This is a genomic window from Micromonospora sp. KC207 (genome assembly GCF_004348615.1).
Lineage (GTDB): Bacteria > Actinomycetota > Actinomycetes > Mycobacteriales > Micromonosporaceae > Micromonospora.
The window spans coordinates 1-19,018 of record NZ_SMKJ01000009.1; the positions used below are offsets into that span (position 1 = coordinate 1).

Below are 19,018 nucleotides of genomic sequence, written 5' to 3' on the forward strand. Positions count from 1 at the left end.
GCCCACGTGTATCGAGGTGGCCAGCTCTACGGAACGGGCCGCCCCGACCGGCTGACCCCGCACGAGGTGCGCACCTGGGCGTTCGACCCGCGTCGGCGGGGCGTCGACGCCGATCAGGTACGCGAGTTCCAGTCCCGGCTGGCCGACGAGCTGGCCCGGTTGCACGAGGAGGTGCGGCTGCTGGTGCAGGAGAACGACCGGCTGAAGCGGGCGCTGCGCGACTGGCAGGTCATACACGCGCGGGAATGCGTCCCGCCGGAACAGACTCCGCCCAACCAGGGTCGCTGGTAGCGGTGCGCCCGGCCCCCGGTGACCTGCTGATCGTCGACGGCCGGGCCTCGGTGCAGTTCGCCGGGGACCGGACTCTCACCTTCCGCGTGGCGTCGGTGCCCGACCTGCCGACGTACCACGGCTGGATCTGGCTGAGCGGCTACGTGCTCGACCGGCGCAACCTGGCCACCGCCAAGCGCGAGAGCTACGTCCAGCTCGCCGGGCTCCGCCCCGCCGTGCCGCCGCCACCGCAGCAGCTCCCCCGGACGGCACGACGCGCCGCGCGGGCGGGCTGACCACCGGGCGCGCTGGCGGTCGGGTGACTGCGACGGCGCTGCGGCCCCCAATCGCCCTCCTCCCCGCGAGCCCGGCGGGGCCACGCTCAGCCCTGGGTGGTGCACGCCCGGCGGGTGGGCGGCGGGGTGCCGTACAGCTCGTTCTCCGCCGGGTCGATCGGGTGCCGGTCGATTTCCCTCGGCACGTCCGACGGCGAGTCGAACGCCTTGCGGATGTTCGGCACGCAGAGCAGCGTGAGCCGCTTGCCGACCGCGATGCCGTTGGCGTCGAACCGGATCAGCCCGGTCACCCCCCGGTACGCGGGGTCGGCGACGTCGCGGATGTTGACGTACACCGTCGTCGGGGTGATCTCCCGGGGGTTCCACTCCCGGCCGGCGGGGGCGGAGAGGTTGCCGGCGATGTTCTGCACCGCCCGCAGGTGCAGCCGGGTCGCGTCGTAGGCCAGCCCGACCCGTTCCCCGATGTGCGAGTTGGACTGGCACAGCGACAGCACCGTCCGCACGTCGTTGAGGAAGAGCTTGCGCTCGATGTCGGTCGCGCCGATGATCCGGTTGCAGTACGCCAGTTCGCCCTTGACCACGTACGCCAGGGGCAGGCTTTCCGGCGCGGGCCGGCGGGCGGCGGTGTTCGCCAGGTACCGGTTGACCGAGTCGTCGCCGATCAGCAGCGGCACCCGGCCGCTGCAGTTCTCCGCCAGCCTGCTGGCGAACGCGCCGAACTCCGTGTACCGCCCGCCGAAGAAGACCACGCCGTCGCCGAAGCGGTCGGCGCAGACCGGCGTGAGGTCGACCCCCTGCCGCCAGTACGTCTCCTGGTAGGCGTCGTTGCCGAACCGGACCCGCAGCCCGTCGCGCAGCGTGTTGACGTAGAGGTCGTTGCGCGCGCCCTCGTCCGGGTCGACGTTGCCGTAGGTGTAGAAGTTGAAGATCCTCTTCTTCTTCAGTACCTCGGTGACGTGGTCGTGCACGAGGGTGGCCTCGTCGAGGTTGGGCGCGGAGATCTGCAGGTACCGGCTGGAGGCGTCGGCGATCCGGTCGGCCGACAGCGTCGGCGCGAGGACGGGCAGGTTGAGGTCGCCCAGCGCCTTGATCGCGTCCTGCACCGCCTTACGGCTCTCCACCAGCCCGACCACGCCGAGCACCGTCGGATCGTCGCGGGCCAGGTCGGCCAGCATCCCCACCACGTCGGCGGAGTACCGCATCTCCTGGCCCGCGTTCGCGATCACGATCCGCAGGTACGGATTGGCCCGGCTCTCGTTGGCCTCCAGGTACGCCCGGCGCTGGGCCGCCGCCATGCCCTGCAACTCCTCCCGCTCACCGGCGAAGGTCTCCTCCCCCGGCAGCGCGTCGGGCTTGGTCAGCGAACCGAAGTAGACAAGCGTGACCCGGGGGCGGTCCCGGCGGACGGCCCACGCCGCCTCCACCTCCCGGTTCTGGTCGAAGATCTGCCGCTGCACGGCGAGCAGCGACTCGTCCCGGCTGAACACTTGCCGCCCGTGGTCGCTGTAGCCGACGCACTGGCCGTCGCGCACCGTCGTGCGTACCAGCCCGTCCGCGGCCGACGGCGGCCACTCGCAGTCCGCCCGCCACCGCTGCACCTGCCCGGGGATCTGCCACACGCCGAAGGTGGTCAGCACCACGGCGGTCAGCGCGGCCAGCGCGACCGGCCGGGCCAGCCACGGCGAGCGCGGCGGCACGATCCGGGTCAGCCGGTTGCGGAAGGGCGTCAGGTCTGCCGGGGGCATCTCCACCTGGAGGTACCAGGCATTGTCCTCCCGGGCCCGCCGCGCCCGGGGCAGGCCGCTGCGCCACGCCCGGTACGCCCCCTCCACCCCGTCGAGCGGCACGAGCTGGCCGGCGACGGCCGGGTCGGTCGGCGACAGCCCGTCCGGCGGCACGTCGTGGCCGTTCGTGATGACCAGCAGGGGGTCGGAGCGCCCCGTCTCGTCGCGGACCGCGTTGATGAGCTTGACCAGGGCGTACCCGCCGTTGCCCGCCGCGAGGCCGTCCAGCAGGATCACCGGGCAGGCGGTGCGCCGCCACGGCTTGAGCCGCCACGGCCGGCGGCGGTACTCCACGCGCAGGTCCTGCAGGAACGCGTGCACCAACAGCAGGTCGATCTGCTCCTGGTCCTCCGTCTCCCGGGACGGGACGGTGAGCCGGCTGGCGAAGGCGAAGAAGTCGCCCGCCGCGAGTTCGGGCGCAAGATACTGCTGACGCATGAACCAGCGGAACCGGCGGCCCGCGCCGAACAGCCAGCCGGTGGTCAGCAGCCGGAACATCAGACCGGGCAGGACCCGCAGGGTCAGCCACAGCAGCAGGCCGGGCCACCCGCCGAGGTCCGGTGGCGCCTGCTGCCCGTCCCAGGCCGCCCGCTGCGAGATCCGCTCGCGCAGTTGCTGGGCCAGCTCCCGGCGTCGCCGGTTGGTCGGCACGCCGGACAGGTCCACCTGCATGAGCCCGTCGGCCAGCGCGTAGTGGCGGAACCCCAGCCGGTCCGCGCCCCCGAAGTTCCCGGCCGCCAGCCCCGTGTACGCCTCGTGCAGCAGCGCGCGCACGTCCCGGCCGGTGGCGTCGATGCGCACGTGCGGCACCCGGCGCTCCTCGCCGGCGAACACGTGCGCCATCATGGCCAGCGGCGACGCCGTCTGGGGCCGGGAGACCAGGCACAGCAGCGGCAGCCGCCAGCCGCCGCGCCTGGGTCGCAGCACCATGGACTCGACCAGCTCCACCAGCCGGTGGAACTCGGCGTACGCCCGCCGGTCCTGCTCGGGAAACCTCTCGCCGGCCATGTGCCCCCATTCCCAGAACCGCCGAACGGTCCGCGAATTCGTCGGACCCGCCGTCTCAGCGAGAGAAACACCCCGTTGTGCCGCGCAAAGAACAACCGGTCGCTCGATGGTAGGCGCGGATCGACATGCCTGCCAGAACCGCCGGGCCGTGGCCGAAATGAATCAGGCGGGCTGTCAGATGGAATCGGGCGGGCTGTCAGGCGGCGAGGGTGGCGTACCGGCCGGCGCGGTCGAGCAGGCTGGCGTGCGTGCCGGACTCGACGATCCGGCCGTGGTCGAGCACAGCGATCTGGTCGGCGTCGCGCACGGTGGAGAGCCGGTGGGCGATGGTGATCGTGGTGCGTCCCCGGGCCAGCTCGTCGAACGCCCGCTGCACCGCGCGCTCCGTCTCGGTGTCCGGCGCGCTGGTGGCCTCGTCGAGGACCAGCACCCGGGGGTCGCGCAGCAGGGTGCGGGCGGTCACGACGGCGACGGCGACCATGCCGAGGACCAGCCGGGCCAGCAACGCTCGCGGTGGGTGGGGGGTGTGTCCAAGGCCGGTGAGTGCCGACATTCCGGTGAGCCCTGACACTCCGGCGAGCCCCGACGAGGAGGGCCTGGCCGAGAGCTTCTGGGCCGTCGCCCGGTGGCTGCGGCACCTGTCCCGGCAGACCCTCGCACCGTGGGAGATCAACCCCGGGCACGCCCGCGCGCTGGGCATACTCACCCGACACGGCGCCATGCGGCTCAGCACGCTGGCCGAGCACCTGCGCATCGCGCCGCGTTCCGCCACCGAGGTGGTCGACGGCCTCCAGGAGCGCGGCCTGGTCGCCCGCCGCCCCGACCCGGCCGACCGGCGGGCCACCCTGGTCACCCCAACGACGAGGGGGTACGTGTCGGCGCGGCGATCCGCACCGCCCGGCACGCCGAGGCCGAACGCCTCTTCGGCGGGCTCCACCCGACCGATCGGGCCCACCTGGCCCGCATCCTGCGCACCCTGCGCGACTGACCACCGCCCCACACCCAGGCCGGCGGCTCCGCTACAGGTCAGCGGCCACCGCTGGAGGCCCCGCGTCGCCCGCAGCGCGGTGGCCGCCCCGCTTGCCCTGGCTCCTACCATGTCGGAGGTGGACATAGTCTCGGGTGTCGGTTCAGTTGCCGCCCGGCTCGGCCTGCTGGCTCTGGCGTTGGGTGCGATCACCTTCCTGATCACCCGACACCGCGACGGCTTGGGCCGCGCCCTGTCCACGACTCCCGTGCTTGTCTGCGCCGAGCTGGCCCAGGCTGCGGACCCGCCGCGACGCGCGATCGTCGTGGGCCGGACGGGGCCGGCTTCCGCTGGGCCGCTGCGGGCCCCGATCTCCGGCGAGGAGTGTGTCTGGTACCGGGTCGTGTTGACGAGCGGCGGTCCCGCATCGAGCTTCCGGCAACGCAGCGTCTACCGCTCATCGGAGCCGTTCACCGTGGCCGATTCCACCGGCGCGGTCGAGGTGGCCCCCAGGCTTGCCGACAGGTACCTGTTCGAGGACGACCTCTATCACGATCTCCCGGTCGCGCTGGTGGAGATCACCGCCCTCGATGCCGGCCCGCAGCCCGACGTCCGGGACCGGTTGAAACGGTACGGCTTCCTGGTACCCGGCCACCGCAAGGACGTCTGCGAGATCAGTGAGTACCGGATCTCGGCGGACCAGGCAATCACCGTGCTCGGCCGGCCCTGCCGCGGCGCGGACGGGGTGGCGCTGACCACGGCCTGGGGCATCTGCGGCGTGGCCGGCCCGCCGCTCGACAAGCTGCGCACCAGTGCGCTGCACCACGCGAGGGACATTCGGAAGATCACCCGCGGCGTCGCCATCGGCGGTGCAGCCCTCCTTGCCGCCGGCCTGCTGTTGCAGGTGCCGGACTGGCTCACGGGTTGAGCCCGGCAGCAACGGGCCATCACCGAGCACGCCGCCCCACCGGGGATTTCGACGCACCACCCGACCGGATAACGGCAGTACCTTATATAAGGCTGGTCTGATATAAATACGGGGTGCATGCCTTCGACGTGCTGGGCGAGCCCGTGCGCAGGCGGATCCTCGAACTGCTCGCCGAGGGTGAGCGGAGCGCCGGGTCCGTCTGCGAGGTGATCCGAACGGAGTTCGGCATCTCCCAGCCGGCCGTGTCCCAACACCTGAGGGTGCTGCGCGACAGCGGTTTCGCCACGGTGCGCCCGCAGGGGGCCCGCCGGCTGTACGCGGTGAACCCCGAGCCACTGCGCGAGGTCGACGACTGGCTCGGCCACTTCCGCCGGTTCTGGACCCCGCCCCTGCACGCCCTGGCCACCGAGCTCGCGCGGGGCCGCCGGGAACGCCGGCTGGCCACGGAGGCCGAGGAACCCGAGAAGAGGAGACCAGAATGATCGACGCCACGCACCAGGTCAGCGGCGTGGAGCGCCGGGTGGGCAGCCGCGTGCTGCCCGCCGGGCAGGCCCGGGTGATGACCATCAGCCAGACGTACGACGCACCGGTCGAGGACGTCTGGGACGCCTGCACCAACATCGAGCGCATCCCGCGCTGGTTCCTGCCCATAAGCGGCGAACTGCGCCTGCACGGCCGGTACCAGTTCGAGGGCAACGCGGGCGGCGAGGTGCAACGCTGCGACCCGCCGGAGAGCTTCGCCGCCACCTGGGAGATGGGTGACCAGGTGAGCTGGATCGAGGTGCGCCTGTCCCCGGAGCCCGGCGACCGGACCCGGTTCACGCTGGAGCACGTCGCGCACGTCGACGACGCGATCTGGGACCAGTTCGGGCCCGGCGCGGTCGGGGTCGGCTGGGACATGGGGCTGGTCGGGCTGGCCACCTACCTGCGCGCCGGGGACGGCGGCGACGACGACCCCGCCGCGCAGGGCGCCGAGTGGGCGGCGTCGGCCGAGGGCCGGGAGTTCCTGGCGACGGTCAGCACGCTCTGGGGCGAGGCGAGCGCGGCGGCCGGCACCGATCCGGCCCAGGCGGCCGCGGCGGCGCAGCGAACCACGGACGCGTACACGGGGGCCCCGGCCGGCTAAGTGCCGAGGGCGACCACCCGGAGCGCCATCAACCACCGGCCGATGTGGACAACTGTCGTCGTCTGGGCACTGTTGGCCGGCGAACAACAACTGTCCACGATCGGGGCGGTTCCGGGCGGCGCAGGCGGCAGGCGGCGCGGGCGGGGAGGCGCGGGCACGGCGGTCGACCGCGCCCGGGCGGCGAGCGCCGGCTCGTGCCGGCCACCCCTGCCGGCGGCGCGTGGCCGACGCGGTAACGTGCCCCGCGTGACCGGCGCATCATACTCCCACTGTTCCTACTGCGGCACGGGCTACCCGCCGGAAGCCGGCTGGCCCCGGGTGTGCGTGGCCTGCGGCCAGACCGTGTGGCGCAACCCGACGCCGGTCGCTGTCGCGGTGTTGCCGGTGCGCACCGACGTCGGCCTCGGCGTGGTCGTGGTCCGCCGGGACATCGAGCCCGCGCGCGGGCTGCTCGCCCTGCCCGGCGGCTTCATCGAGTACGGCGAGGCGTGGCAGGAGGCCCTGGTCCGGGAGCTGTGGGAGGAGACGGGGCTGGTGGCGTCCGCCGAGGACGCGGAGTTGTTGGCGGTGCACGGGGCGCCGGCCGGCGGCACCATGATGGTGTTCGGGACGCTGCCCGAGCGAGCGGTCGGCGAGCTGCCGCCGTCGGCGCCCACTGAGGAGGCGACCGAGTGGCTGGTGCTCACCGAGCCCGTTGAGCTGGCCTTCTCCACCCACACCCGGGTGCTGGCCGACTTCCTGGCCGCCCACCGGGCGGCCTGACCGCCTCCAGGTGCGCTGGCTCGTACCTGTGGCTGTAGCGGCAGCGACGACCACCTGTGGGACTGCCCGGGACAGCTGCACCGGCGTGGGGGCCGGGGGCAGATAGCGCAGCCGTTGACCCCTATGGTTAGGTGAGCCTAACCTAGGAGGTCTTATGGCTCTCGCCTCTGCATGGTCTGACGACCCGTCCCCTGTTGCCGTTCTGGAGCGGCAGCGGCGTCGTGAGTCCGCCGCACGCACCTATGCCCGGTCGTTCCCCATCGTGCCGGTCCGGGCGCGTGGGATGACGATCGAGGGTGCGGACGGGCGGCACTACCTCGACTGCCTGTCCGGCGCCGGCACCCTGGCGCTCGGCCACAACCATCCCGTGGTCGTCGAGGCCATCCGTCGGGTGCTGGACTCCGGGGCCCCGCTGCACGTACTCGACCTGGGCACGTCCGAAAAGGACGAGTTCACCAGTGTGTTGCTGGAGACGATGCCGGGCGGGCCGAGTGGCTGGCGTGTGCACTTCTGCGGGCCCGCCGGCACTGACGCCGTCGAGGCGGCGCTCAAGTTGACCAGGACCGTCACCGGGCGGCGCAACGTCCTCACGTTCACCGGCGCCTACCACGGGATGACCGCCGGCGCTCTCGCCGTCAGCGCCAACGTGGAGGTCAAGGCTCCGCTCGGGACAACCGGCCTCGACGTCACCCGCCTGCCGTATCCGTACGACTACCGGTGTCCTTTCGGGATCGGCGGCGACATGGGCACCGACATCGGTGTGCGGTATTTGGAGACGTTGCTGACCGACTCGCACTCCGGGATGCTCCCTCCCGCTGCCATGATCGTCGAACCGGTGCAGGGCGAAGGTGGGACCATTCCGGCGCCCGACAGCTGGCTGCGGCGGATGCGGCAACTCACCGCCACCCACGGCATTCCGCTGATCATCGACGAGGTCCAGACGGGCGTCGGCCGTACCGGCGCATTCTGGGCCGTTGAGCACAGTGACGTGATCCCGGACGTGATGGTGCTGTCCAAGGCCATCGGCGGCAGTCTGCCGCTGGCGGTCATCGTCTACCGCGAGGAGTTGGACAGCTGGGCGCCCGGGGCGCACACCGGAACGTTCCGCGGCAACCAACTGGCGATGGCCGCCGGCACGGCGACGCTGCGGTACGTCGCCGAGGCGGGTCTTGTGCAGCGCGCAGCCGAGGTCGGCGATCGCATCATGCGTGAGTTGCGGACCGTGCAGACCCGGCAGCCCTGCATCGGGCAGGTTCGCGGACGCGGCCTCATGATCGGTGTCGAGATCGTCCGACCGGACGCCGAATCCGACGCCCGCGGCGCCCGACCTGCCGCCCCGGACATCGCGCGCGAGATCCGCAGTCAGTGCCTGCGGCGGGATCTCCTCGTGGAGCTGGGTGGACGCAACGACGCCGTGGTGCGGCTGCTCCCGCCGTTGACCATCACCGACGACGAGGCGACCACGGTCGTGGAGCGGCTCGCCGAGGCGATCGTGGCGGCCGAGCGTGACTACGCCGGAGTGCCGGCATGAACTCCGTCCTGGCCGCCGACGCCCGTGACACTGTCGGCGTGGGTGCCGACAGCCTGGCAGGTGGAGCTGGTGGACCGGCCGCCCTCGCGCCGCTGCTCGCCGTGGCGCTGCGCGCCATGGCGGCTGGCGCCGAGCGACGCGGCGGCCCGCTGCCGGCCGGCGGGGCCGCCGGTGTCGCCGCTGCCGTCGCCGCCGCACTCGACGGCGACCCGCTGCCCGAGTACGGGGTGGGCGCGGCGGAGGCGATCACTGCCGTGGCCGGTGTGCTGACCGCCGGTACCGCCGATCCGGCCGACCCGCGGTGCGCCGGGCACCTGCACTGCCCGCCGCTGGCGGTGGCGGTGGCCGCCGAGGTGGTCGCCGGAGCCCTCAATCCGTCGCTCGACTCGTGGGACCAGGGGCCTTCGGCCACCGCCCTGGAGCCGTGGGTGATCCGGTCCCTCGCGGGTCTCGTCGGCTACCCGGCCGACGCAGCCGGTGTGCTGACCTCCGGTGGCACCGAATCCAACCTGATGGGCCTGCTGCTCGCGCGTGACGCCGCAGTGGAGAAGCTGACCGGGCGGTCGGCCGCCGCGCACGGCGTGGGCGCCGCGGGTCGCCGACTGCGGATCTTCTGCAGCGAAGTGGCGCACTTCTCGGTGCGCCGCAACGCCGCCCTGCTCGGGCTGGGCGAGGATTCGGTCGTCGCGGTCGCCGCCGACGCGGCGTACCGGATGGACCCCGGCGCCCTCGCCGATCAGCTCGCCGCGACCGTGCGTGACGGCCTGGTCCCGGCGGCGGTCGTCGCCACGGCCGGCACCACGGACTTCGGCAGCATCGATCCGCTGCGCGACGTGGCGGCGGTGGCGCACCGGTACGGCGCGTGGTCGCACGTGGACGCGGCATTCGGCGGCGGTGCGCTCTTCTCCGACCGGCTCGCCGGTCTGCTCGACGGCCTCTCCCGCGCCGACTCAGTCGCGCTGGACCTGCACAAGCTCGGCTGGCAGCCGGTCGCCGCCGGGGTCTTCCTGGCTGGCGCCGCGCAGGCGCTGCGCCCGCTGGCGCGCCGCGTGGCGTACCTCAACCCGGCCGACGACGAGGCGGCCGGCTATCCGAGCCTGCTCGGGCATTCGCTGCGCACCACGCGGCGGGTCGACGCGTTGAAGGTGGCCGTGACATTCCGGGCACTCGGTCGCCATGGCATCGGCCGGCTCGTCGACGCCTGCCACGACCTGGCAGGGCACGCCGCCGCCCGGGTCGACGCCGACGACCGGCTCGAACTCGCCGTGCCGCCGGTGCTCACCACGGTCGTCTTCCGGTACCGCACCGACGCGGCACGGGTCGACAAGGTGAACGCGGAACTGCGCCGCCGGCTGCTGCGCGGCGGCGCCGCCGTCATCGGTCGCACCGAGATCGACGGGGCCGTCTGGCTCAAGCTGACCCTGCTCAACCCCCACGCCACCACTGCGGACGTCGACGCGCTGTTGGACCTCGTCCGCGCCGCCGGTGACGCCGTCACGGAGACAACCGCATGATCGACGAGTACGACCTGGTCGGTGTCGGCCTGGGACCGTTCAACCTGGGCCTCGCCGCCCTCGCGGAACCCCTGGATGACGTGCGCGCCCTCTTCGTCGACGGGCGAGAGGCGTTCAGCTGGCATCCCGGTCTGCTGCTCGAAGGTGCCCGCCTGCAGGTGCCGTTCCTGGCCGACCTCGTGTCGCTGGTGGACCCGACGAGCCGCTGGTCGTTCCTGGCCTATCTGCGCAAGCACGATCGGCTGTTCCCGTTCTACTTCGCCGAGCGCTTCCAGATCCCCCGCCGCGAGTATGACGACTACTGCCGGTGGGTGGCCGAGTCGTTGCCGTCGTGCCGGTTCGGCACCCGGGTGCAGGCGGTGCGGTGGGACGCCGGCCGGTTCCTGGTGGAGCTGTGCGACGTCGCGACCGGAGCGCCGCGCGTGGTGGCGGCCCGCAACGTGGTGCTCGGCGTCGGCACCGAGCCGGTCGTACCGCCGTCGGTGGAGCCGTTGCTCGGCGCGCACGTGTTCCATGCCGGGCGGTACCTGGAGCACGCGCCGGCGCTGGCCGGCGCGCGGGACGTGACGGTGATCGGGTCCGGGCAGTCGGGGGCCGAGGTCTTCCTCGACCTGCTGCGCCGCACGGACGACACCGGCTGGCACGTGCGGTGGCTGACCCGGTCGCCGGCGTTCGCCCCGATGGAGTACTCCAAGCTCGGCCTCGAACACTTCACCCCGGACTACACCCGCTACTTCCGGCAGTTGTCCCAGCCGGTCCGCGACCGGCTGCTGCCCGCGCAGTGGCAGCTGTACAAGGCGATCAGCGCCGAGACCATCGCCGAGATCCATGATGTGCTCTACGAGCGCAGCATCGGCGGTCGCACCGTGCCGGCGACGTTGATGGCCAACGTCGCCGTCGAAGGCGCGGGCGTCGACGCCGGTGGGTACGCACTGACCTGTCGTCAGACCCAGCAGGACCGGACGTTCGAGGTCCGTACCGACCGTGTCGTGCTCGCGACCGGGTACGCGGCGCGGCGCCCGGCGCTGCTTGACCCGCTCGCCGACCTGCTCGACCTCGACGAGCGCGGACGGTACCGGGTGGACAGCGACTACCGCGTCGCGCTCGGTCCCGCCGTCACCGGCTCGCTGTTCGTGCAGAACGCCGAGGCGCACACCCACGGCGTCGGCGCCCCGGATCTGGGCCTGGGGGCGTGGCGCAGCGCCACGATCCTGAACGCGCTGACCGGGGGCAAGGCGTACCGGCTGCCGGAGCGCACGGCGTACACCAGTTTCGGGATCGAGGCGTGAGCGCGGGCGTGCCGCGCGTGCACCGACGGACCGCGACGTGAACCGGCGAGCAGGCCGGTTGGTGCTGCTCGGCGTCGTGGCCCTGCACATGATCGCCGACAGTGCGCTGAGCCCGTTCTACCCGCAGCTGTTCCGGGAGCTGTTCGGGGTGACCGACCTGACGGCGACCGGCACGTACGTGTGGGCGTGCCGGGCCGCCGCCGTGGTGTCCCTGCCGTTGTGGGGCCTGGCGGCGCGCCGCTGGCCCGCGCACCGGCTGGCGGTGGCCGGTCTCGTCGCGGCGGCGGTGCTGGACCTGACGCTGGCCGTCACGCCGACGTTCGCGATGTTCACCGTGGTGTCGGTGGCGTTGGTGGCGGCGACCATGTCGCTGGCGTTGGCGTATCCGGCGCTGGTCGCGCTCGGCGACAGCGACGACAGGCTGCCGCAGGTGCGGGCGTTCGCCGTCGTCACCCACGCGGCGACGGTGGCCGCGACCCTGCTCGGGGCGGGAATCATGGCGTTGCCGGAGCCGCGGGTGGGCCTGGCCGCGTTCGCCGTGTTCGACGTGATCCTCGCGTTCGCCTGCCACCGCGTGCTCGGCCGGAAGACAGTCGTGACGGCGGCGCCGGTCGATGCCCCGGCCGCCGAACCGGCCCTCGCCCGGCGTGCGGTGTGGGCGGGCGTGGCGCTGGTCGCGGCGATCGTGTTCGTCGTGGAGGTCGGGCGCAACGTCGTCCGGCCGTTCTTCACCGCGTACGTGGACGCAGCTGGCGCGGGCCCGATGCTCGCCGCCGGGCTGTTCCTGCTGCCCAGCCTCGCGGCCCTGGCGGTGCTGCCCGCCGCCGAGGTGGCCCGGCGTCGGCTCGGCCGGGCACTGCTGCCGGCCGCCTGCGCCGTCGCCGCCGCCGGCCTGCTGATGCAGGCCGTCTCCGTGCACCCGGCCGCGGTGGCGGCCGGCCGGCTCGTCTTCGGCGTCGGTCTCGGCTTCGGTCAGATCGCGCTGGACCTGCGGATCTTCGCCGCCACCGGTGTCCGCGGCCCGGCGTTCGCGGCGGTGGAGACCGTCAGCACGGTCGCCCTGCTTGCCAGCCCGATCGTCGCCACCGCCGCCGTGGCGGTGGCGTTGCCCGGGCCGCTGTTCGTCGGCGCCGCCGTCTTCGCGGTCCTCGCCGTGCTGGTGGCCGTGCGTCGCCGCCGTGCCGTCGTCGTCGCCGGACCCGCCACCGCACCCGCCACCGCACCCGTCGCCACACCCGTCATCGCACCCGTCATCGCACCCGTCGTCCTGGAGGAGACCAGTGCCCCCGAACCCGTCCGTTGAGGCGATCGAGCCGGCCGCAGACCTGCGGATGTGGCGCGCGGCCGGGCGCGTCCTGCTGGCTCGCACCATCGCCGAGCTGGCCTACGAAGACCTGGTCGTTCCCGTCGCCGACGGTGCCGAGGACCGGTGGACGGTCATCCTGCCCGGCGACGTCCGGTACGCCTTCCGGGCGCGGCGCGCCACGTTCGACGCGTGGCGCATCGCACCGGAGAGCATCACCCGGCACGCGGCCGGAACCGCTGACGAAGCCGCCGATCCGGTCAGGTTCATTCTCGACGCCCATCCGGTGCTCGGGCTGTCCGGCGCGGTGCTGGCCGAGCTGGTACGCGACCTGACCGCCACACACGTCGCCGACGTGCGACTGCTGGCCAACGCCCGCCCCGCGAAGGAACTCGCCGATCTGTCGCACGAGGACCTGGAGGCGCACCAGACCGGCCACCCGTGCCTGATCCTGAACAAGGGTCGGCTGGGCTTCTCCGCCGCCGACGCCGCCCGGTACACCCCGGAGGCCGCCGGTGAGCTGCAGTTGATCTGGTTCGCCGTCGCGCCGGAGCTGGCCCGGTACACCGCCGTGCCGGGACTGACCGCCGACGCGCTGCTCGCCGACGAACTGGACGCCGTGACGAGGGCCGACTTCGCCGCCCGGATCCGCGAGCGCGGCGGCGAGCCCGACGCCTACGTCTGGTTGCCGGTGCATCCGTTCCAGGCCGACGAGATCGTGATGCCGCTGTTCGCCCCACAACTGGCCGACGGCAGCATGATCATGCTCGGTGCGGCGCCGGACCGCTACCGCCCGCTGCAGTCGGTCCGTACGTTGACCAACCTGGACCGTCCGGGGCGACGCAACGTCAAGGTCCCGCTCATGATCCGCAACACGTTGATCTGGCGTGGGCTCTGCGAGGCGCAGACCGGTTGCGCGCCGCCGATGACCACCTGGCTGCAGGGCCTGCGGGACGGCGACGAGTTCCTGCGCGACGAGTGCCGCGTCGTGGTCCTCGGTGAGGTGGCGTCGGTCAGCGTCGCGCATCCGACCTTCGCGCAGCTGCCCGACGCGCCGTACCGCTTCCACGAGCTGCTCGGCGCCATCTGGCGGCAGCCGGTGCACAGCTACCTGGAGCCCGGCGAGCGGGCCCGGACGATGGCGACGTTGCTGCTGGAGGGGTCCGACGGGCGGGCGGTGGTGGCGGAGCTGGTGCAGCGTTCGGGTCTGGACCCGGTCAGCTGGCTGCGGGCGTTCCTGCGGGCACTGCTGCCGCCGTTGCTGCACTACCTCTACCGGTACGGCACATCGTTCACCCCGCACGGCGAGAACGTCGTGCTGATCAGCGACGCCGCCGAGCGGCCGGCCCGGATCGCCCTCAAGGACTTCAGCTCCGACGTGGAGATCCTGCCGGACGACCTGCCGGAGTACGCGCTACTGCCGCCGGAGGTGTTCGCGAAGCTGCACCGCTGGCCCGCGACGGATCTGGCCCACTCCATCCAGTCCGCGATCTGCGCCGGGCACTTCCGTTTCTTCGCCGACGTCGTCGAACGACACCTCGGCGTGCCGGAGGAGCTGTTCTGGTCGCTGGTACGCGAACCGATCGACGAGTACCACGCCCGCTTCCCCGAGCTGGCCGACCGGATCGCCGCGTTCGACCTGCTCGGTCCCCGTTTCGCCAAGGTGGCGCTCAACCGCGAGCAGCTGACGGGCGGGGGTTTCCACGAACGCGCCGAGCGCGACGCCGACTTCGACCTGATGCACGGCAGCGTGGCCAACCCGCTGTACCGACCCGAGCCTGCCGCACCGACCCTGACGGAGACCACCCGTGTTCGACCCTCCTGAGCTGACCGACGACACCTGGCGGCGGGCCGCGGCGGCGCTGACCGCCAAGATGATCGCCGAGCTGTCGTTCGAGCAGGCGCTCCAGCCGCAACCGCTGGGCGAAGGCCGGTACCGGGTGCACGTCACCGATGCCGTCGCCTACGAGTTCACCGGTCGAGCTGTCGCGATGGACTCCTGGCGGATCGAGCCGGCCTCCGTAATGCGCGCGGCGTCGGACGGGGAGCCTGTCGACCCGTACCGGCTGCTTCTCGACCTGCACGCCGCCTGGGACCTGGACCCGGCGGTGACCGCGCTGACGGTGTCCGAGTTGGCCGCGACGCTGTCGGCCGACGCCCATCTGCTGGCCACCGGCCGGCCCGTCGCGGAGCTCGCCGAGCTGTCGCACGCCGAGCTGGAGGGACACCAGACCGGCCACCCGTGGATCTTCGCGAACAAGGGCCGGGTCGGCTTCTCCGGCCCGGACAGGCACGCGCACGCCCCGGAGGCGCGCCGCCGCACCCGGCTGCGGTGGATGGCCGCGCACCGGGACATCGCCGAGCACCACGGCCTGCCCGGACTCGACGGGCCCGCCCTCATCGGGCGCGAACTCGACCCTGACACGCGCGACGCGTTCACTGCGGTGCTCACCGGCCGGGGGCTGGTGCCCACCGACTACGTGTGGCTGCCCGTACACGACTGGCAGTGGGACGAGGTGGTGGTGCCGCTGTTCGCCGCGCAGCTGGCGACCGGCCGGATCGTGCCGCTGGGCGAGTCGACCGACGAGTACCGGGCGCAGCAGTCGATCCGTACGTTCGTCAATGTGGACCGGCCGGACCGGTTCGACGTCAAGCTGCCGCTGTCGATCCTCAACACGATGGTGTACCGCGGCATCCCCACCGAGCTGGTCCGGGCCGCCCCGCACAGCACCGCCTGGGTGCACGCGCTGCGTGACGGCGATCCGTTCCTGCGCGACGAGTGCCGGGTCATCCTGCCCGGTGAGGTCGCCGCCGTGGCCGTGCACCATCCGGTGTTCGAGCAGCTGCCGCAGGCGCCGTACCGGTACCGGCAACTGCTCGGCGTGATCTGGCGCGAGCCGGTCGCCGCCTGTCTGGAGCCGGGAGAGCGGGCCCGCACGCTTGCGGCGCTGCTGCACGTCGATCCCGCCGGGCGGGCGTTCGTGGCCGAGCTGGTGGCCCGCTCGGGCCTGACGCCGACCGGCTGGCTGCGCCGGCTGTTCGCCGCCGTGCTGCCGCCGCTGCTGCACCTGATGCACCGCTACGGCATCGCGTTCAACCCGCACGGCGAGAACACGGTCGTCGTCTACGACGGTGCCGACGTGCCGACCCGGCTGGCCGTCAAGGACTTCGTGGACGACATGAAGCTGCTCCACACCGACCTGCCCGAGTACGCGGACCTGCCGGCGGAGGCGGGTGGCGTACTGATGCGGTGCGGCCCCGACGAGCTGGCCGGCTCGATCGTCAAGTCGCTGCTGACCTGTCACTTCCGGTTCCTCGCCCCGCTGTGCGAGGAGCAGCTGACGGTGCCGGAGGCCACCTTCTGGACGCTGGTACGCGACGAGGTGCGCCGCTACCAGGAACGGTTCGCCGAGCTGGCCGACCGGTTCGCCCTGTTCGATCTCGGCAAGCCGGCGTTCCCGCGGACCTGCCTCAACCGGGAGCGGCTGCTGCCCGGCGGCTACCACGACCGCGCCGAGCGCGACGCCTCGTTCCGCCTCGACGCGGACCCCGTCCCCAATCCGCTGCACGACGAGAAGGACCCACTGTGATCACCGTCGAGCAGCTTCGCGAAGACGTGTCCGCCGGGGCGGTCGACAACGTCATCGTCGTCGTACCGGATCTGCAGGGCCGGTTGCAGGGCAGCCGCCTGGACGGCCACCACTTCCTCGACGACACGCTGCGCGTGGGCTTCCCCGCCTGCGTGTACCTGCTGGCTACCGACGTCGAGATGAACACCGGCCCGGGTTACGCGCTCGACGCCGCGCGGGCCGGCTTCGGCGACCTGCTGCTGGTGCCCGACGTCGCCACCCTGCGCCGGCTGCCGTGGGACGAGGACACCGCGCTGGTGCTCGCCGACGCCCGCTGGCCCGACGGCACCCCGGTGCCGTTCGCGCCGCGGCAGGTGCTGCGTACCCAGCTGGATCGCCTCGCCGACCGGGGCCTGCTCGCCTTCGCCGGTACGGAGCTGGAGTTCCTGCTGTTCACCGACACGTTCCGGCAGGCGCACGAGCGCGACTACCGCGGCCTGGTCACAGCGACCCGGCACAACGTGGACTATTCGGTCGCCGGCGTGACCGAGATCGACCCGGTGGTGCGCCGCATCCGGCGGGAGATGCGGCAGGCCGGGCTGCGGATGGAGTCGGCGCGCGGCGAGTGCCACCCCGGCCAGTACGAGATGGTGTTCCGCTACGCCGACGCCCTGACCACCTGCGACAACCACGCCGTCTACAAGACGGGGGTACGCCAGATCGTCACCCAGGAGGGCCTGTCGGTGACGTTCATGGCGAAGTACGACGCCGGCGAGGGCAACTCGTGCCACGTTCACCTGTCGCTGCGTCACGTGGACGGCACCCCGGTCTTCGCCGGCGGTGGCTCGCCGGACCGGCCGGACCTGGCCGGGATGTCGCCGACGATGGCGCACTTCGTCGCCGGGCAGCTCGCCTGCCTGCGCGACTTCACCCTGCTGCAGGCGCCGAACGTCAACTCGTACAAGCGGCTCGCGCCGGGCTCGTTCGCCCCTACGGCAGTGGCGTGGGGCCGCGACAACCGCATGTGCCCGATCCGCGTGGTGGGGGAGGGTGACTCGCTACGCATCGAGCACCGGGTGCCCGGCGGCGACGCCAACCCGTACACGGCCGTCGCCGCCGTCATCGCCGCCGGCCTGCACGGCATCGAGCACAAGCTCCCCCTGGAGCCCGCCCTGGTCGGTGACGCGTTCGGCACCACCGACCGACCCCGGCTGCCCGCCTCACTCGCCGAGGCGGTGTCCCTGTGGGAGGCCAGTGAGGCCGCGCACATGGGGTTCGGCTCCGACGTGGTGGCGCACTACGCCGCGGCGGCGCGCGCCGAGCTCGACGCGTTCGCCGCGACCGTCACGGACTGGGAACGGAGGCGAGGGTTCGAACGGCTGTGAGCGCATCGGCGCCCGCCGGGGAGTCCAGCGTCCAACGTTCGGCGCGGGGATGACCGAGGAACTCAGGCAGCGCGAACTCCCACCCGTACGAGCCCGCGTCGGGGAAGACCACCAGGTCGCCGGCGCGCACCCGGTCGACGGTCATGTCACGCACGAGCGTGTCCTCGGTGGTGCAGAGTTCACCGACCACGGTGACCGGTGCGTCGCGGACCTCCGGCCGCGGCCACGGGTACGGCCACCACGCGACCGGGACCACCGTGAACGGGTGCAGGATGTCCCAGGACACCGGCAGCGCGAAGTGGTTGATGCCGCCGCGCAGCACCACGAACCAGGTGCCGTAGGCGTGCTTGACGTCGAGCACCTCGGCGGCGTACCATCCGCAGCCCGTCACCAGGTACCGGCCCGGTTCCAAGACGACCTGGCAGTCGGCGGGCGGCCGGACGTCGGCGACCAGCTCGCCGAAGCGGCGTACGTCGAAGTGCGGTCCCCGGCCGAACGAGACGCCGATGCCGCCGCCGATGTCGACGACGCGTAGCCGCACGCCGTGCCGCGCCGCCGTGTCCTGCGCGAACCGCAGGCACCATCGCAGGTACGCGACGTGCGTGGCGGCGTCCAGGTTGTTGCCGACCACGTGCAGGTGGAAGCCGACGACGTCGGTGCGGCGCAGCGCGCGCGCCTGCTCAAGCACCTCGGGCACGTCGGCCTCGGGGATGCCGAACTGGGTGGCCTTGCCGCCCATCGCCAGCGCGCCCGCGACCGCGACGCGGCGCGGATTCACCCGCAGGGTCACCGCCACCGGTTGGTCGAGCTCGGCGGCGATCCGGTCGACGCGGCGCAGCTCGTGCAGGCTCTCCACGTTGATCACGTCGACGCCGTGCGCGATGAGGTGGCGCAGCAACGTGTCGCTCTTGGCCGGGCCCGCGGCGACGAGGAGCCCGTCCGGCCGGACACTGCGCGCCAGGGTCGCCTCGGCGGCCGAGGCGACCTCGAACCCGTCCACGTGCCCGGCGAGAGCGGCGACGACCGGGCGGTACGAGTTGGCCTTGACCGCGTAGCAGACCTTGGCCCAGTCCGGCAGCGCCGCGCGCAGTGCGTCGGCCCGCGCGACCGCGACGGCCGGGCTGTAGAGGTACCCGCTGAGGGGATCCGACCGGTCGGCGGCCTGGTCCACAAGCGCGGCAACCACGGCCGGCGGCAACGAGTCGGCGGCGAGGGCCGGCGCGCCGGCGGCGGACGGTGGCAGATCCATGGGGGCTCCTTTTGACCAAGGTTAGGCTCACCTTATA

At 72.8% G+C, this 19,018-nt stretch carries 15 protein-coding genes and 1 pseudogene; 13 read left to right on the forward strand and 3 right to left on the reverse strand.

Annotated features, from left to right (window positions below):
* Window positions 1-6: 6 nt before the first annotated feature.
* Together E1258_RS02110 and E1258_RS02115 are read left to right on the forward strand one after the other, a co-directional pair.
* On the forward strand, window positions 7-291 hold the full coding sequence (locus E1258_RS02110; RefSeq protein ID WP_132396355.1) for a DivIVA domain-containing protein: 285 nt from the start codon (window positions 7-9) through the stop codon (window positions 289-291).
* Window positions 292-293: 2 nt separating this feature from the next.
* Complete coding sequence (locus E1258_RS02115) at window positions 294-566, forward strand: hypothetical protein (RefSeq protein ID WP_243715121.1); 273 nt, start codon at window positions 294-296, stop codon at window positions 564-566.
* An 86-nt stretch (window positions 567-652) separates the two neighbouring features.
* Here E1258_RS02115 and E1258_RS02120 read toward each other — a convergent pair whose 3' ends face one another.
* Together E1258_RS02120 and E1258_RS02125 are read right to left on the reverse strand one after the other, a co-directional pair.
* Complete coding sequence (locus E1258_RS02120) at window positions 653-3,358, reverse strand: hypothetical protein (RefSeq protein ID WP_132396291.1); 2,706 nt, start codon at window positions 3,356-3,358, stop codon at window positions 653-655.
* 196 nt (window positions 3,359-3,554) lie between these two features.
* Window positions 3,555-3,815 (reverse strand): annotated as a pseudogene (locus tag E1258_RS02125) (ABC transporter ATP-binding protein); the annotation flags it as partial.
* Window positions 3,816-3,915: 100 nt separating this feature from the next.
* On the opposite strand from E1258_RS02125, the gene E1258_RS35635 reads away from it, so the two are divergent.
* The 11 genes from E1258_RS35635 to E1258_RS02180 all read left to right on the forward strand — a co-directional run bounded on the left by E1258_RS35635 (window position 3,916) and on the right by E1258_RS02180 (window position 17,732).
* Window positions 3,916-5,253: a MarR family transcriptional regulator gene (locus tag E1258_RS35635; protein WP_371688552.1), complete on the forward strand. Its 1,338-nt coding sequence runs from the start codon at window positions 3,916-3,918 to the stop codon at window positions 5,251-5,253.
* A 113-nt stretch (window positions 5,254-5,366) separates the two neighbouring features.
* Window positions 5,367-5,735 carry a helix-turn-helix transcriptional regulator gene (locus E1258_RS02140; RefSeq protein WP_132396295.1) on the forward strand — a complete coding sequence of 123 codons (369 nt, stop codon included), beginning with the start codon at window positions 5,367-5,369 and terminating at the stop codon, window positions 5,733-5,735.
* Window positions 5,732-6,379 carry an SRPBCC family protein gene (locus tag E1258_RS02145; protein ID WP_132396297.1) on the forward strand — a complete coding sequence of 216 codons (648 nt, stop codon included), beginning with the start codon at window positions 5,732-5,734 and terminating at the stop codon, window positions 6,377-6,379. The genes E1258_RS02140 and E1258_RS02145 overlap by 4 nt, the downstream gene beginning before the upstream one ends.
* A 246-nt stretch (window positions 6,380-6,625) precedes the next feature.
* Window positions 6,626-7,141, forward strand: a complete 516-nt coding sequence (locus E1258_RS02150) for an NUDIX domain-containing protein (RefSeq protein ID WP_132396299.1) — start codon at window positions 6,626-6,628, stop codon at window positions 7,139-7,141.
* A 154-nt stretch (window positions 7,142-7,295) separates the two neighbouring features.
* On the forward strand, window positions 7,296-8,672 hold the full coding sequence (locus E1258_RS02155) for a diaminobutyrate--2-oxoglutarate transaminase family protein (RefSeq protein ID WP_132396301.1): 1,377 nt from the start codon (window positions 7,296-7,298) through the stop codon (window positions 8,670-8,672).
* Window positions 8,669-10,186: a pyridoxal-dependent decarboxylase gene (locus E1258_RS02160; protein ID WP_165949605.1), complete on the forward strand. Its 1,518-nt coding sequence runs from the start codon at window positions 8,669-8,671 to the stop codon at window positions 10,184-10,186. Before E1258_RS02155 ends, E1258_RS02160 begins: the two co-directional genes overlap by 4 nt.
* Complete coding sequence (locus E1258_RS02165) at window positions 10,183-11,475, forward strand: lysine N(6)-hydroxylase/L-ornithine N(5)-oxygenase family protein (RefSeq protein ID WP_132396303.1); 1,293 nt, start codon at window positions 10,183-10,185, stop codon at window positions 11,473-11,475. The genes E1258_RS02160 and E1258_RS02165 overlap by 4 nt, the downstream gene beginning before the upstream one ends.
* Before the next feature lie 37 nt (window positions 11,476-11,512).
* Window positions 11,513-12,778 (forward strand): MFS transporter, encoded by a 1,266-nt coding sequence (locus tag E1258_RS34250; RefSeq protein ID WP_243715122.1) that lies wholly within the window; start codon window positions 11,513-11,515, stop codon window positions 12,776-12,778.
* Complete coding sequence (locus tag E1258_RS02170; protein ID WP_243715123.1) at window positions 12,756-14,603, forward strand: IucA/IucC family siderophore biosynthesis protein; 1,848 nt, start codon at window positions 12,756-12,758, stop codon at window positions 14,601-14,603. The genes E1258_RS34250 and E1258_RS02170 overlap by 23 nt, the downstream gene beginning before the upstream one ends.
* On the forward strand, window positions 14,587-16,368 hold the full coding sequence (locus E1258_RS02175) for an IucA/IucC family siderophore biosynthesis protein (protein ID WP_207919369.1): 1,782 nt from the start codon (window positions 14,587-14,589) through the stop codon (window positions 16,366-16,368). The genes E1258_RS02170 and E1258_RS02175 overlap by 17 nt, the downstream gene beginning before the upstream one ends.
* A complete protein-coding gene (locus E1258_RS02180) occupies window positions 16,365-17,732 on the forward strand; it encodes a glutamine synthetase family protein (RefSeq protein WP_132396307.1) in 1,368 nt (455 codons plus the stop codon). The genes E1258_RS02175 and E1258_RS02180 overlap by 4 nt, the downstream gene beginning before the upstream one ends.
* Here the strand turns inward: E1258_RS02180 and E1258_RS02185 are convergent.
* Entirely contained in the window at window positions 17,692-18,981 is a 1,290-nt protein-coding gene (locus E1258_RS02185; protein WP_132396309.1) for an alanine racemase, read from the reverse strand. The genes E1258_RS02180 and E1258_RS02185 overlap by 41 nt on opposite strands.
* Window positions 18,982-19,018 lie beyond the last annotated feature (37 nt).

Bases quoted from the DNA above. Each gene is read 5' to 3' on its own strand.
- E1258_RS02120 (WP_132396291.1), bottom strand. From the start codon at position 3,358: ATGGCCGGCGAGAGGTTTCCCGAGCAGGACCGGCGGGCGTACGCCGAG.
- E1258_RS02145 (WP_132396297.1), top strand. From the start codon at position 5,732: ATGATCGACGCCACGCACCAGGTCAGCGGCGTGGAGCGCCGGGTGGGC.
- E1258_RS02155 (WP_132396301.1), top strand. From the start codon at position 7,296: ATGGCTCTCGCCTCTGCATGGTCTGACGACCCGTCCCCTGTTGCCGTT.
- E1258_RS02160 (WP_165949605.1), top strand. From the start codon at position 8,669: ATGAACTCCGTCCTGGCCGCCGACGCCCGTGACACTGTCGGCGTGGGT.
- E1258_RS02165 (WP_132396303.1), top strand. From the start codon at position 10,183: ATGATCGACGAGTACGACCTGGTCGGTGTCGGCCTGGGACCGTTCAAC.
- E1258_RS02185 (WP_132396309.1), bottom strand. From the start codon at position 18,981: ATGGATCTGCCACCGTCCGCCGCCGGCGCGCCGGCCCTCGCCGCCGAC.